Source organism: Aquincola agrisoli (genome assembly GCF_036621135.1).
Lineage (GTDB): Bacteria > Pseudomonadota > Gammaproteobacteria > Burkholderiales > Burkholderiaceae_C > Aquincola > Aquincola agrisoli.
The window spans coordinates 207112-220329 of sequence record NZ_JAZIBG010000020.1; the positions used below are offsets into that span (position 1 = coordinate 207112).

General features: G+C 69.0%; 13 protein-coding genes. 2 read left to right on the forward strand and 11 right to left on the reverse strand.

Annotated elements, in window-relative coordinates; genetic code table 11:
• Positions 1-31: 31 nt before the first annotated feature.
• The 8 genes from V4F39_RS08905 to ileS all read right to left on the reverse strand — a co-directional run bounded on the left by V4F39_RS08905 (position 32) and on the right by ileS (position 9145).
• Complete coding sequence (locus tag V4F39_RS08905) at positions 32-1054, reverse strand: YopT-type cysteine protease domain-containing protein (RefSeq protein ID WP_332288967.1); 1023 nt, start codon at positions 1052-1054, stop codon at positions 32-34.
• Positions 1055-1172: 118 nt separating this feature from the next.
• Positions 1173-2876, reverse strand: coding sequence for a response regulator (locus tag V4F39_RS08910; protein WP_332288968.1), 1704 nt, complete (start codon positions 2874-2876; stop codon positions 1173-1175).
• On the reverse strand, positions 2873-4369 hold the full coding sequence (locus V4F39_RS08915; protein WP_332288969.1) for an ATPase domain-containing protein: 1497 nt from the start codon (positions 4367-4369) through the stop codon (positions 2873-2875). The genes V4F39_RS08910 and V4F39_RS08915 overlap by 4 nt, the downstream gene beginning before the upstream one ends.
• A gap of 94 nt (positions 4370-4463) precedes the next feature.
• The gene (locus V4F39_RS08920) at positions 4464-5132 is read right to left on the reverse strand and encodes a histidine phosphatase family protein (protein WP_332288970.1); all 669 of its coding nucleotides are present in this window, start codon (positions 5130-5132) and stop codon (positions 4464-4466) included.
• A 60-nt stretch (positions 5133-5192) separates the two neighbouring features.
• Positions 5193-5696 carry a signal peptidase II gene (gene lspA / locus V4F39_RS08925; protein WP_332288971.1) on the reverse strand — a complete coding sequence of 168 codons (504 nt, stop codon included), beginning with the start codon at positions 5694-5696 and terminating at the stop codon, positions 5193-5195.
• A 3-nt stretch (positions 5697-5699) separates the two neighbouring features.
• Positions 5700-6002: a type II toxin-antitoxin system RelE/ParE family toxin gene (locus tag V4F39_RS08930; protein ID WP_332288972.1), complete on the reverse strand. Its 303-nt coding sequence runs from the start codon at positions 6000-6002 to the stop codon at positions 5700-5702.
• Complete coding sequence (locus V4F39_RS08935; RefSeq protein WP_332288973.1) at positions 5999-6223, reverse strand: addiction module protein; 225 nt, start codon at positions 6221-6223, stop codon at positions 5999-6001. Before V4F39_RS08935 ends, V4F39_RS08930 begins: the two co-directional genes overlap by 4 nt.
• 24 nt (positions 6224-6247) lie before the next feature.
• A complete protein-coding gene (gene ileS, locus V4F39_RS08940; RefSeq protein ID WP_332288974.1) occupies positions 6248-9145 on the reverse strand; it encodes an isoleucine--tRNA ligase in 2898 nt (965 codons plus the stop codon).
• Positions 9146-9525: 380 nt separating this feature from the next.
• On the opposite strand from ileS, the gene V4F39_RS08945 reads away from it, so the two are divergent.
• Both V4F39_RS08945 and V4F39_RS08950 read left to right on the forward strand, forming a co-directional pair.
• Positions 9526-10677, forward strand: a complete 1152-nt coding sequence (locus V4F39_RS08945; protein WP_332288975.1) for an AAA family ATPase — start codon at positions 9526-9528, stop codon at positions 10675-10677.
• Positions 10668-11309, forward strand: a complete 642-nt coding sequence (locus V4F39_RS08950) for a hypothetical protein (protein ID WP_332288976.1) — start codon at positions 10668-10670, stop codon at positions 11307-11309. The genes V4F39_RS08945 and V4F39_RS08950 overlap by 10 nt, the downstream gene beginning before the upstream one ends.
• Here V4F39_RS08950 and V4F39_RS08955 read toward each other — a convergent pair.
• From V4F39_RS08955 to V4F39_RS08965, 3 genes are read right to left on the reverse strand one after another with little or no spacing between them, the layout of a single operon-like run.
• Positions 11296-12084, reverse strand: a complete 789-nt coding sequence (locus tag V4F39_RS08955) for an enoyl-CoA hydratase/isomerase family protein (RefSeq protein ID WP_332288977.1) — start codon at positions 12082-12084, stop codon at positions 11296-11298. The two genes, V4F39_RS08950 and V4F39_RS08955, sit on opposite strands and share 14 nt — an antisense overlap.
• 6 nt (positions 12085-12090) lie before the next feature.
• Positions 12091-12405: an NIPSNAP family protein gene (locus tag V4F39_RS08960; RefSeq protein WP_332288978.1), complete on the reverse strand. Its 315-nt coding sequence runs from the start codon at positions 12403-12405 to the stop codon at positions 12091-12093.
• 11 nt (positions 12406-12416) lie between these two features.
• Positions 12417-13214, reverse strand: a complete 798-nt coding sequence (locus V4F39_RS08965; RefSeq protein ID WP_332288979.1) for an SDR family NAD(P)-dependent oxidoreductase — start codon at positions 13212-13214, stop codon at positions 12417-12419.
• Positions 13215-13218 lie beyond the last annotated feature (4 nt).

Sequence of the window (13218 nt, forward strand, 5' to 3'; positions counted from 1 at the left end):
CGCGGGGGCGCGGCGCGGCCGCTCCTTTGGGTCACGCCGCGCGGCGGTAGGTCGAGTACTCGACCTGGTTCAGCACGGCCCGCACCGACCTGTAGGTGGGGTAGACCTGTGCGAACAGGTACCGCAGCGCGCTGCGCACGCTGCGGCCCTGGTGCAGGCTGTCGAACTCGAACATGCCGTAGTTCGGGTCCAGGAACACATGCTGGTTGTTGCCGCTCCAGTGCATGGCCACCGCATGGCCCGAGTCGCCGTCGGTGGTCCGCATGTCGATCCCGATCACCATGGCCATGCCGTTGGCGTAGGCGTTCATCGCCGGGTCCGTGACCGAGGCGACCACGTCGTCGAGCGTGTTGAAGCGGGTCGTCGGGTTGAGGTGGACGAGGTCGATGTTCTGGAAGGCCCGGCGCTTCCCGTACGCCTGGTCCATGCGCTGGGTGAAGCGCTGCCAGGTCCGCTGGTCCTGCGCCGCGGCGGGGGTTCGCTGGGGCGCCTGCAAGGCTGATCGCTCGGCCTGCAGGTCCGTGATGATCTGTTCCAGCAGGCCCACCTGCGCCTGGCCGGCGGGGCCCGTCCAGCTGTAGCGGGCGCGCAGCCGCGTGCCCAGCGTGCCCGGCAGGGTGACCTGCTTCGAGTCCCCGAGGTCCGCGTTGTCGTTGTACAGCGGTATCAGCTGGCGAATGAGGTCGCTGAGGTCGTTGAACCGGGATTCGTAGTCCGACCGCGCGCTGGTGTAGTTGGCGTTGTTGACGCGCCGCACGTCCTCCCGGATGGCGTAGAACTGGTTCCAGGCATTGCCCTGGCGCCGCGCCTGGTTCTGCCGGCGGGCGTTGAAGTCGTAGCCGGCGTCGTTCTGCCGGGCGGGGTTCGGCCCGTAGGCGGCCCGCCCGCCCTGCAGCACGCGCCGCACCCAGTCCAGGCAGATGCCGTGGCAGTAACCCTGGGCCATGGCCACGCCCGCCTGCCAGGCCCGGTGTTCGTCGCTCTGGTTGAAGTTGTCGACCTGCCGGACGGCCAGGGCGGACAGGCGCTGGATGACTTCGGCTCGTTCCGGCATGGATCGCCTCCGTGTTCACACACCAGGCACCGCGCCGGGCAGGCGCAGCGGGGGACCGATTCTGAAGGCCCTCCCGCCGGCAATGCAAGCACCGGCCGACGGCCGGCGGCGCGCCGGCTCAGTCCTGCTGCGGCGGCCGGCCGCCGTCGTCGCCCCGTGTCGCCTGGGACACCGCGGAACGCAGCGCGTCCAGGTCGAAGGGCTTGATGAGGATCGACCGGGTGCCCAGCACCTTCGCGACCTCGGCCATGTCGGCATACCCGGTCGCGAGGATGATCGGCAGCTCGGGCCGCAGGCCGCGGGCGCGGCGGATCATCTCCGCGCCGTTCATGTGGGGCATCGCGTAGTCGACCACCATCAGGTCGTGCTCGGCGCGCGACAGCTTCTGCAGCCCCTCCATGCCGTCGGACGCGGCGGCAACGGCATGGCCTTCCATGCGCAGGCTCTCGACGAGCACGCGGCGCACTTCCGCGTCGTCTTCCACGACGAGGATGCGCAGCGGCCGGCCGCTCGCCTCGCCCGGGGATGGCTCCGGATCCTGGGTCGCGTCGGGCGGCGCCACCACGGGGAAGCCGATGGTCACGCAGGTGCCTTCGCCGACCCGGCTGTCCAGCGTGGCGAAGCCGCCTGACTGCTGCGCGAAACCGTAGACCTGGCTGAGGCCGAGGCCGGTGCCGCTGCCCACGGGCTTGGTCGTGAAGAACGGATCGAACACCTTGCCGAGCAGGTGTTCGGCGATGCCCGTGCCTTCGTCGCACACGCTCACGAGCAGGTAGCGGCCCTCGGGCAGGCCATCGGGCTTCAGCGTCTCCAGGCGCGACCCGATCGTGAGGCGGCCGCCGTCCGGCATGGCGTCCTTGGCGTTGACGGCCAGGTTGAGCATCGCCATCTCGAGCTGGCTCGAGTCGAGCTTGACCCAGGCCGGGCTGGGGCTCAGCGCCATCTCGAGCTGGATGGTCGATCCGATCGACAGGCTGACCAGTTCCTGCATGCCCCGCAACAGGCCCTGGACCTCGGTGAGGCGGGGCACCAGGGAGCGGCTGCGCGCGAAGGTCAGCAGCTGGACGGTGAGCTTGGCGCCGCGCCCGGACGCGCGCCGCGCGCGCTCGGCGATGGCCGTGATGGCCGGCTCGGCGCTCTGGCGGGTGAGCAGCTCCAGGTTCATGTTGACGACCTGCAGCACGTTGTTGAAGTCGTGGGCGATGCCGCCGGTCAGCCGGCCGATCGCCTCCATCTTCTGCATGTGCACCATCGCGGCCTGCGTGCGCTCCCGTTCGGCGATCTCCGCCATCAGGCGATCGTTGGCGGCGGCGAGCTCATGGGTGCGCGCGGTGATGCGGTCTTCGAGCTGGCGGTTCAGCCGCTCTTCGGCCGAACGGGCCTCGTGCAGCTCGTGCAGGTGCTGCCGCGTCTGGTACTGCCGCAGCCGGGCCCGCACGGCGGACTCCACCGCGCTGGCCAGGGTCTCGGCGTTCAACGGCCGTTCGAGCAGCATCACGTTGCCCAGCGTGCGCAGCACGGCGCGCGCCTCGGCCGGGCGGCGGCCGGCCTGCCGGGTGGCGAGCACCACGAACGGCAGCTCCGACCAGCTCGGCTGCTCGGCCAGCCACTGCACCAGCCGCTCCTGCACGAGGGTCGCGAGCGTCTCCTCGGCCACCACCGCCGCAGCGGCGCCCTCGGCAAGCCGCTCCTGGAAGGCGCCGGCGGTCGGGCAGACCGCCGTGGGGATCGACTGGCGTTGCAGCACGCCGTCGATCACGTCCGCATCGCGGCCCCGGGGCGCGTGGATCAGCACGCGGCGTTCGATGGCCGGCGCGCTCACTGTGCGGACTCGCCATCGCCCAGCAGCGGCTGCGCGCCGCGGTAGGTGGGCACGCCCCGCATCACGCCTTCGAAGTCGACCAGGGCCTCGCCGACCTCGACGCCGCCCCGCTGCAGCCGGAACTCCCGGATGGTGGTTTCGTGCGCCGCCATCCGGCTTTTCACCGAAGCCACGGCCTTCAGCAGGCGGCCGCGGGCCTCGAAGAAGCGGAACAGCACAATGCCGTCGCTGAGGTAGCTGAGGTCGATGTCGGGGTTGCCCTCGCCGAAGAGGCCGTGCTGGCCCAGCACGAGCAGCGTCGCCACCTCGCGCTGGTTCAGGTAGGACAGCAGCTCGTGCATCTGCAGCAGCAGGAACTTGCTGCCCGTCATCGCCTGCAGGTAGGCGTTGAGGCTGTCGATGCACAGGACGTGCACGCCGCTGCCGTCGACGGCCCGCCGCACCATGTGCGAGAACTCCCCCGGCGACACGGCGGCTGGGTCCAGCGCATGCACCTCGAGCTGGCCGTTCTGGAGGTAATCGCGGATCGGCATGTCCAGCGCGTCGCATCGCGAGAGCAGGGTGCCCAGGCCTTCGTCGAACAGGTAGTAGGCGGCCCGCTCCCCACGGCGCAGCGCGGCGAGGATGCAGGCCATCGCGGTGGTGGTCTTGCCGACCCCGCTCGGCCCGGCGAGCAGCATGTTGCTGCCGGACATGAGGCCGCCGCCCAGCAGCGCGTCGAACTGGTCGCTGCCCGTGCTCAGGCACCGGGGCTGAAAGGGCACGCCATGTTCCGCGGCCACGAGCCGGGGGAAGACCGAGAGGCCGCCGGTGTCCAGCTTGAAATCGTGTTCGCCGCCGCGGAACTTGGCGCCGCGCAGCTTGGCGATGCGCAGGTGCCGCTTGTCCTCGCCGTAGGTGCCCGCGGTCTGGCCGAGGGTGATCACGCCGTGCGCGATGCTGTGCAACTGCACGTCGCTGCCCGCGGAGGATTTGTCGTCGAGCAGCAGCACGGTGCAGCCGCACTGGGCGAAGAAGTGCTTCAGCACCAGGATCTGCCGGCGGTAGCGCAGCGGATCCTGCGCCAGCATGCGCATCTCGGAGAGGCTGTCGAACACCACGCGCCGGGGCCGCTGCGCCGTCACGGCAGCCATGACCGCGCGGGTGGTCTCGCCGAGCTCGACCTCCGACGGATGCAGGACCGATTGCTCCGACTCCGCCGCCAGCCCGTCGGGTGTCACCAGCTCGAAGAGCTCGAGCCCGTCGACATCGAGTGACCAGCCGTGCGACGCGGCGATCGAACGCAACTCGTCGGAGGTTTCCGACAGCGTAACGTACAGGCCGGCTTCGCCGGCCGCGAGCCCGGCCAGCAGGAACTGGATGCCCAGCGTGGTCTTGCCGGCGCCCGGCTCGCCCTCGACCAGGTAGAAATGATTCGTGGGCAGGCCGCCGCCCAGGACATCGTCCAGTCCGCGTATGCCCGTTGAATCGCGTTGGGGCCGTAGGGGTTCCATATCACCCCAGCGTAGCGGGGAGGTCGTGGCTCTGCTGTAGGACGCTGCCGTCTGAGGAGGTGAGCAGGCTGGTCTGTCGTGCGTCGGGCCGGCCTCAGGTGTAGGTCATCCAGCCGGTGCAATCGGGATGCTCAAAATGCGGCAATCCGTTGAAGCTGACGAGCGTGTGGCGCTTGGGATTGAACGCGAACTCGGTGACCGAGCAGTTGCGCATGCGCAGGTTCAGCTCGATCGTGGTGCCGGCCGCGGTGCCCAGCACGTGGCCGACCGCGGTGGCGATGGGCCCGCCGCTCGACACCAGCAGCACGTCGCCGGCATAGGTGGCGCGCACGTGGTCGAGCGCGCCGGTCACGCCGGCGAGGAACGCTTGATAGCTCGGCATGCCCGCGGGCTGCGTCTCGCCGCGCATCCAGCGCGCGAGGCCTTCGCGCAGCAGGCGGAAGTGGTGGCGCACGAGGTCGGGCGTGTCGGGCCGGCCGACCGGATCGGGGTGGAAGGCGCCGATCACCGCGGCGCTGTCGTACTCGTTCAGGCCGGGCCAGGGCGTGGCGGGCAGCGGCGCTTGCAGGCCTTCGGCGATGCCCTCGAAGGTCTGCACGTGGCGCCGCAGCGTGCCCACGAGCGCGCCGTCGAAGCGGATGCCCTTCGCGCGGAAGTAGTCGCCCAGCCGCACGGCCTGCCGGCGGCCCAGCGCGCTGAGCTGGTCGTAGTCGTCGGCGCCGAAGGAGGCCTGGCCGTGGCGCACGAGGTAGAGCGTTCCCATGCGCCGATTCTGCGGGCGCGGCCGGCGCCGCGGCGTCGCGCAGGCGTCAGCCCGCGGGTGCTACTTCGTGCCGCGCACGCGGCGCAGCTCGTCGACGATCAGGCAGATGGCGCCGAGCGTGATCGCGCTGTCGGCGATGTTGAAGCTGGGGAAGTACCAGCCCCCGGCGTGCACCTGGATGAAGTCGACCACGTAGCCGTGCAGGCCGCGGTCGACCACGTTGCCGATGGCGCCGCCGAGGATCATCGACAGCGCGAAGCAGAAGAGCCTCTGCCCCGGGTGCTTCTTCAGCATCACGACGATGAACACCGACACCACCGCCGCCAGCCCGATGAAGAACCAGCGCTGCCAGCCCGAGGCCCCCGCGAGGAAGCTGAACGCCGCGCCGGTGTTGTGCACCCGCACGACGTTGAAGAACGAGGTGACGGTGCGGCTGTCGCCCAGCTGGAAGTAGCCCAGGATCAGCGTCTTGGTGAACTGGTCGAGCAGGATGACCAAGACGGCCAGGCCGAGCCAGAGCCAGAGGCCGGGGGTGGAGGAGGAAGCGGTAGGGCGTTTGGCCATGGGTCAATGAGCAGAGAGTCGGCCGAGCGCTTTGGCAGGATCCTGAGCCGTACGGAAGACCAGAAGCACCACGATGCGTTGTGCATCGAACCGGTAGTAGATGTGGTGAGGAAATCGGCGGACGGCGACGCGCCGGAACGGCTCGACCGTCAGGGGCAAGCGCTCCGGCGCGCGCTGCACCTGCGCGAGCGCTGCCTCGATCGCGGATTCGAACGTCGCACCCAGGCCGGCACGCCGTTGTTCGTACCAATGGTGTGCGGTGTCGATGTCGTCATGGGCGTCGGGCGTGAAGACGATGGTTCTCATCGATCCTCACGCAATCGCCTTTTGACTTCGTCCCAGGAGATGGCGGTCGACGGGTCTGCGTCGTAGCGTGCAAGCCTGTCGCGCAGCTCCTCGAGGATGGCCGGATGGAGCGGTTCCTCGAGGCTGCTGTCGGCCAGGCTTTCCCATAGATCTTCGATGAGTTGCAGCCGCTCGGCCGGCGGCAGTTTCAGCAATTCCGTGTAGTCGGGGCGGCTTTGCATCGGAGACTCCAGTGGGGTCTGTGTTCACGCGACTGTACGCCGCTCGCCCTCGCCATACAGGTTGCTGACGCAGCGCCCGCAGATCGTCGGGTGCGCGGGGTCGGCGCCCACGTCGTCGCGCCAGTGCCAGCAGCGCTCGCACTTGGTGGCGGTCGACGGCGTCACCTCGATGCGCAGCTCGTCCGCCGCCTCCAGCAGCGCGGCCGAGGTGATGAAGACGAACTTCAGGTCATCGCCGAGCGAGGCGAGGATGGCGTGGTCGTCGGCCGGCACCCCGACCTTCACGTTGGCCTGCAAGGACGAACCCACGCCGCCTTCGGCGCGCACCGCCTCGATCGACTTGTTCACCGCGTCGCGCACGGCATGCACCCGGTCCCACTTGGCGATCAGGCCTTCGTCGGCGATCGGCAGCGACCAGTAGGTCTCGGTGAAGATCGTCTTCTGGCCGCCGAAGGTGCGCCAGGCTTCCTCGGCGGTGAAGCTGAGGAAGGGCGCCATCCAGCGCAGCATCGCCTGCGTGATGTGCCACAGCGCCGTCTGCGCACTGCGGCGGGCATGGCTCTTCGGCGCGCTGGTGTAGAGGCGGTCCTTCAGCACGTCGAGGTAGAACGCGCCCAGGTCCTCGCTGCAGTAGACCTGCAGCTTGGCCACCACCGGGTGGAACTCGTACCGGTCGTAGTGCGCCAGGATCTCGGCCTGGAACTGCGACGCCCGTGCCAGCGCGTAACGGTCGACTTCGAGCAGTTCGTCGAACGGCACGGCGTCCTTCACGGCGTCGAAGTCCGACACGTTGGCCAGCAGGAAGCGCAGCGTGTTGCGGATGCGGCGGTAGGCGTCGACCACACGCGCCAGGATCTTGTCGTCGCCGGCGATGTCGCCGGAATAGTCGCTCGCGGCCACCCACAGGCGGATGATCTCGGCGCCCAGCTTCTTGGTGATCTCCTGCGGGTCGATGCCGTTGCCGAGCGATTTGCTCATCTTGCGGCCCTGGCTGTCGACCGTGAAGCCGTGCGTGAGCAGGCCGCGGTACGGGGCGCGGCCGTAGAGCGCGCAGGCCAGCAGCAGCGACGAGTGGAACCAGCCGCGGTGCTGGTCGTGGCCTTCGAGGTACAGGTCGGCCTCGGGGCCCTGGTGGTGGTAGCCCGGGTGCTCGGCCGTGCCCTGGTGCGTGCCGCGCAGCACGTGGAAGAACGTCGAGCCGGAATCGAACCACACCTCGAGGATGTCGGTGCTCTTCGCGTAGTCGGGCGCGTCGGCAGCGCCGAGGATCTCCTCGGCCGTGACGCGGCTCCAGGCCTCGATGCCGCCTTTTTCGACGATGTCGGCGGCCTGGTCGAGGATCTCCATCGTGCGCGGATGCAGCTCGCCCGAGACCTTGTGCAGGAAGAAGGGGATCGGCACGCCCCAGCTGCGCTGGCGGCTGATGCACCAGTCGGGGCGGTTGGCGATCATGTCGTGCAGCCGCGCCTTGCCGTTCTCGGGGTAGAAGCTCGTGTGCTCGATCGCGTCGAGCGCGAGCTGGCGCAGCGTCTTGGGCGCCTTGTCCTTGGTGAACACGCCTTCGCCTTCGTCCATCCGCACGAACCACTGCGCCGCGGCGCGGTAGATCACCGGCGTCTTGTGGCGCCAGCAGTGCGGGTAGCTGTGGCTGATCTCCTTCGTGGCGAGCAGCCGGCCGGCGTTCTTCAGCGCCTCGATGATCTGCGGCACCGCCTTCCAGATGTGCTGCCCGCCGAAGAGCGGGAAATCGGCCGCGTACACGCCGTTGCCCTGCACGGGGTTCAGGATGTCCTGCACCTTCACGCCGTGGGACACGCAGGAGTTGAAGTCGTCCAGGCCATAGGCCGGCGCCGAGTGCACGATGCCGGTGCCGTCGTCGGCGGTGGCGTAGTCGGCCAGGTAGACGGGACTCAGCCGGTCGTAGCCTGGGTGCACGTCGGCCAGCGGATGGCGGAACTGCAGGTGGTCGAGCGCCTTGCCCTTGGCGGTGGCGCGCACCGTGCCCTGCAGGCCCCAGCGCTCCAGGCATTGCTCGACCAGCGCGGAGGCGACCAGCAGCACGCGGTCTTGGCCGTCGATCTCGACCAGGCTGTAGTCGAGCTCGGGGTTGAGGTTCAGCGCCTGGTTGGCCGGGATCGTCCACGCGGTGGTCGTCCAGATCACGACGAAGATGTCCTTCTGCAGCCACGGCAGCTCGTGCGTCAGCGCGAGCTGCTCGGCCACGTTGAAGCGGCGCTGGACCTCGGCCTTGTCGGCGGCCTGGAAGGCCACGTCGACCGTGCTGCTCTTCTTGTCGGCGTATTCGATCTCGAACTCGGCCAGCGACGAGCCGCAGTCGAAGCACCAGTACACCGGCTTCTGGCCGCGGTAGACGAAGCCGCGCTCGATCACGCGCTTGAACGCGCGGATCTCGCCCGCCTCGTTGGCGAAGTTCATCGTCTTGTACGGGTCGTCCCAGGTGCCCAACACGCCCAGGCGCTTGAAGTCGACCCGCTGCTGCTCGATCTGCTCGGCGGCGTAGGCGCGGCTCTTGGCCTGCATCTCGTCGCGGCTGAGGTTGCGGCCGAACTTCTTCTCGATCGCGTTCTCGATCGGCAGGCCGTGGCAGTCCCAGCCCGGGACGTACTGCGCGTCGAAGCCGGCGAGCTGCCGTGCCTTGACGATCATGTCCTTCAGGATCTTGTTGACCGCGTGGCCCATGTGCAGCTGGCCGTTGGCGTACGGCGGGCCGTCGTGCAGCACGAAGAGCGGGGCGCCGCAGCGGGCGTCGCGCAGCTGCTTGTACGTGCCTTCCTCGTCCCACTGCTTCACCCAGCCCGGCTCGCGCTTGGGCAGGTCGCCGCGCATCGGGAAGGGTGTGTCGGGCAGGTTGAGGGTGGCGCGGTAGTCCGTGGCGGAGGGGGTGTCGGTCTTGTCGGTCATGGCGCTTGACGCGCCCGGTCTGCGGGCGCGTTCGTGGCGTATCGGGTAGGAAGTCGTTGCCGCCGCGCCGATGGATGGCCGGTGGCCGCTGCGGGCAGGATCAGCGCGCGTGCCGAATTCGGTCACGCGTGGTCTGCCGGCGCCCGGCAGCATGCCAGCGCAGCAGATCGAGCAAGGTCCGGTCGGAAGCCATCCAGCGATTCTAGGGTTTTTGGCGCAGTGGCCGCCTCCGGCGGCTGGCAAGCGCGCCATGGGTGCGCGGCGGCCCGGGGGCTGGACGGGTTGTCCCCGAAACGCTTGTTTCTGATGCGAAGATGTGTGGGCCTTGCGTTGAAATCGACCGCCTGTCGTTTTTGTTGCGGCCCTACTGAAGAATCCGCATGTTTGTCATCCATCTCAAACTGAAGAACTGGCGCAACTTCCGCGCGCTGGATATCCCGCTGCGCGGCGTGACTTACCTCCTGGGGCCGAATGCATCAGGAAAGTCGAACTTGCTGGATGTCTTCCGGTTCCTGAGAGACATCTCCAAACCCCGAGGGGGCGGCCTTCAAACGGCCATCAGCGACCGTGACGGCATCACGAAGGTCCGATGTCTGCACGCGAGGCGCGATCCGGAGGTGCTGATCGACGTCGCCCTGGCAGAAACCGCGGACGGCCCGGTTCAATGGCGCTATGTGCTGGGTTTCAAGCCGGAAGGAAAAGGGGCGCAACGCATCCTGGTTTCTCGGGAGCAGGTGTGGCGCGGGGGGGAGTTGATTCGCACCCGCCCTACGGAACTGGATGAAAAGGACGCCACGCTGCTGACGCAGACCCACCTTGAGCAGATCCAGGTCAACGGCGAATTCCGTGAGCTGGCCGAGTTCTTCAGTAGCACCACCTACCTGCACCTCGTGCCGCAGTTGCTGAAGTTCGCTGACAAGATCGGCGGCCGCCGTCTGGAGGACGACCCGTTCGGACAGGGTTTTCTCGAGCGCCTGGCCAAGACGCCGGAGAAGACGCGCCGCGCCCGGCTGAGCAAGATCGGCAAGGCACTGACGCTGGCCGTGCCGCAGTTCAAGGAGCTGCGCTACACACAGGACGAACTGGGCCACCCGCACCTCGAAGCCCTCTACGCGCATCACCGCCCGAATGCCGGATGGCAATCGGAAGAGCATTTCTCCGATGGCACGTTGCGCCTGCTGGGCCTGCTCTGGTCACTGCTCGATGGCAACTCGACCTTGTTGCTGGAGGAGCCCGAAATCTCGTTGAACGATGCGATCGTCAAACAGATTCCGCTGATTCTCGACAGGCTGCAGAGGGATCGCAAGGTTCGGCGTCAGATCATTCTGAGCACGCACAGCGATGCACTGCTGAGCAATCCCGGTATCGACGGCCGCAGCGTGGTGGTGCTGGAAACCGGACCGGAGGGAACCACCGCCCGCACGTTGGATGCCGGCGAGAGCAGTGCGCTCGAAGCCGGTTTGTCCGTGGCAGAAGTTGTATTGCCGAAGACGCGCCCCGCCTCCGTCAATCAGCTGGGCCTATGGCAATAGCACCCATCGCGCTGGCCACCGAAGACGTCCTCAGCGAATCCATCGGCCAAAGGTTGTTGGCGGAACTCCCGCCTGTTTTTCTGCCCCCGCTTTTGCTGAGAAGGGACGGTGCGGGCTATCTCCGGGCTGGGATGAACAAATGGCGGCAACTGGCCCAAAGGCAAGCCGTCGTCGTCCTGACCGACTTGGACAACCTCGCCTGTCCGTTGGCGTTGCTGGACAACTGGTACGGTGCAGGGTCCAGGCCGCCCGATTTGCTGCTGCGGGTTGCGGTTCGCGAGGCCGAAGCCTGGCTGTTGGCGGATCACGACGCGATGAAGCAGTTGCTCGGGGCAAGCGCGGTGCTTCCGCCCGACCCCGATCGCCTGCCAGATCCGAAGCAGCACCTGTTGCAGCTGGCCCGGCGTGCTCCGCGTGATGTCAGGCGAGATCTCGTCAAGGAGGCCGGTGCGGTCAGCAGCCAGGGGATCGGCTACAACGCCCGGCTGACGAGCCTGGTGTCGGGCGCGTGGAGCCCGGAGAGGGCCGCGCAGCGCTCGCCCAGCCTCGGGCGCGCGCGCGTCCGCCTAGCTCAACTGGCCCAGAGGCGGATGGCCCGCCCCGGCCCTGCCGCCGGCCTCACTGCCCGGTGAACTGCGGCTTGCGCTTGCCCGCGAAGGCCTCCACGCCCTCGGCGTGGTCGCGCGTCAGGTTGGTCAGGCACTCGTAGGCGGTGCCGGCGTCCATGTGGCCGTGGGCGAGCTGGCGCAGCGGGATGGTGTAGCCCGCCTTGGTCCAGCGGATGGCCTTGGCCGCGCCGGTGCGCAGCTTGCCGACGATGGCCTCGACCTTCGTGTCCAGCTCGGCCGCCGGCACCACGTGGCCGATCGCGCCGAGCTGCTTGGCCTCGGCCGCGCCGAGCAGGTCGCCCGTCAGCAGCAGCTCGCGCGACTTGCCGAAGCCGATCACCGCCGGCCACAGGAAGCCGCCGCCGTCGGCCGCGTTCAGGCCCACGCGCACGTGCGGGTCGCCGATGCGTGCGCTCTCGTCCATCACGGTGATGTCGCACAGCAGCGCCAGCGTGGCGCCCAGGCCCACCGCGTCGCCGTTGATGCGGCCGACGATGGGGATCTCGCAGTCCAGCATCGAGTAGACGATGCGCTTGGCTTCCCAAGTCACGACCTCGAACTGGTCCGGGTCGCGGATGGCGTCGCGCATCCACTCGATGTCGCCGCCGGCGCAGAAAGCGCGGCCGGCGCCGGTGAGCACGATGGCGCGCAGGTCGCGCCGCTCGCCCAGGTCGATGAAGATGCGCGAGAGCGCGGTGTGCAGCGCGCCGCCCACGGCGTTCAGCGCATGCGGCCGGTTGATGGTGACGCGGGCGATGCCGTCCTGGATGTCGACGAGCAGCGGGTTCTCAGCATTCATGGGTCATTACCTCAGGGGGGAGAAGGAAGTGGGCTTGAGCAAGCGGGTTTCCATGCGCACGATCCAGGGCAGCACCTTGTCGGCGTAGGCGATCCAACGCGGGTCGGCCCACATCGCCGCGCGGCGCCGCTCGCGGTCGGCCAGGTCGGCGTAGGCCCACAGGTGCACGGCGGTGTTCAGCTCGCCGGTCTCGCTCACGAAGTAGCCGACGAGGCCGCCGAGGTGCTCGTTCATCAGCGCCAGGCCCTCGGCCTCGAAGAGCTTCAGGAAGCGCTGGAAGTGCGCGGGCTGGAAGGTGTAGTTGCGTTCTTCGTAGACCATCGGAAGGCTCGTCAGTCGAGGGGCCCGGCGTAGGCGTCGCTCGCAGCGCCCCAGGCCATGTAGCCGCCGTCCACCGGCAGCGTCACGCCGGTGATGAACGCCGAGGCGTCGGACGCGAGGAAGGCCATCGCGTCGGCGATGTGCTGGGCGGTGCCCAGCCGGCCGGCCGGCGTGCGGCGGCGGATGCGCTGCGCGTCGAGCTTGCCCTCGTCGATCAGCTTCTGCGCGAAGGGGGTCAGCATGTAGCCGGGGGCGATGGCGTTGACGCGGATGCCCTCGGCGGCCCATTCGCAGCCCATCGTGCGCGTCAGCATGCCGATGCCGGCCTTCGCCGCGCTGTAGGCGTTGCGCGGCGCGAGGCCGAGCACGCCGGCCACCGAGCCGAGGTTGATCACCGAGCCGCGCTGCTGCCGCAGCATCGCCGGCACCACGGCCTTCGTGGCCATGTAGGTGCCGGTCAGGTGCACGTCCACCAGGCGGCGGAAGTCGGCCACGTCCTGCGCCAGCGTGGGTTGGAAGCTGTCGGGGATGCCGGCGCTGTTGATCAGCACGTCGATGCGGCCGTGCCGCTCGAGCACGGCGCCGGCGAAGCGCTGCACGTCGGCCTCGCGGGCCACGTCGCCGCCGAGCGCGAGGTGGCCGCCGCCCGGCAGCGCGGCCACCGCCCGGGCGGCGGCCCCGGCATCCAGGTCGGCCACGGCCACGTGCACGCCCTGGCGCGCCAGCGTCTCGGCGGCGGCGAGGCCCAGGCCGCTCGCGCCGCCGGTGACGAGCGCCACGCGGCCCTGCAGTTCGGGATAACTCGCCATCGGC

What these genes read in the sequence shown, in the direction of transcription:
- V4F39_RS08955 (WP_332288977.1), bottom strand. Translation starts at nt 12,084, where the DNA reads ATGAATGCTGAGAACCCGCTGCTCGTCGACATCCAGGACGGCATCGCC.
- V4F39_RS08960 (WP_332288978.1), bottom strand. Translation starts at nt 12,405, where the DNA reads ATGGTCTACGAAGAACGCAACTACACCTTCCAGCCCGCGCACTTCCAG.
- V4F39_RS08965 (WP_332288979.1), bottom strand. Translation starts at nt 13,214, where the DNA reads ATGGCGAGTTATCCCGAACTGCAGGGCCGCGTGGCGCTCGTCACCGGC.
- V4F39_RS08935 (WP_332288973.1), bottom strand. Translation starts at nt 6,223, where the DNA reads ATGCAAAGCCGCCCCGACTACACGGAATTGCTGAAACTGCCGCCGGCC.
- lspA (WP_332288971.1), bottom strand. Translation starts at nt 5,696, where the DNA reads ATGGCCAAACGCCCTACCGCTTCCTCCTCCACCCCCGGCCTCTGGCTC.
- V4F39_RS08915 (WP_332288969.1), bottom strand. Translation starts at nt 4,369, where the DNA reads ATGGAACCCCTACGGCCCCAACGCGATTCAACGGGCATACGCGGACTG.
- ileS (WP_332288974.1), bottom strand. Translation starts at nt 9,145, where the DNA reads ATGACCGACAAGACCGACACCCCCTCCGCCACGGACTACCGCGCCACC.
- V4F39_RS08930 (WP_332288972.1), bottom strand. Translation starts at nt 6,002, where the DNA reads ATGAGAACCATCGTCTTCACGCCCGACGCCCATGACGACATCGACACC.
- V4F39_RS08905 (WP_332288967.1), bottom strand. Translation starts at nt 1,054, where the DNA reads ATGCCGGAACGAGCCGAAGTCATCCAGCGCCTGTCCGCCCTGGCCGTC.
- V4F39_RS08920 (WP_332288970.1), bottom strand. Translation starts at nt 5,132, where the DNA reads ATGGGAACGCTCTACCTCGTGCGCCACGGCCAGGCCTCCTTCGGCGCC.
- V4F39_RS08945 (WP_332288975.1), top strand. Translation starts at nt 9,526, where the DNA reads ATGTTTGTCATCCATCTCAAACTGAAGAACTGGCGCAACTTCCGCGCG.
- V4F39_RS08950 (WP_332288976.1), top strand. Translation starts at nt 10,668, where the DNA reads ATGGCAATAGCACCCATCGCGCTGGCCACCGAAGACGTCCTCAGCGAA.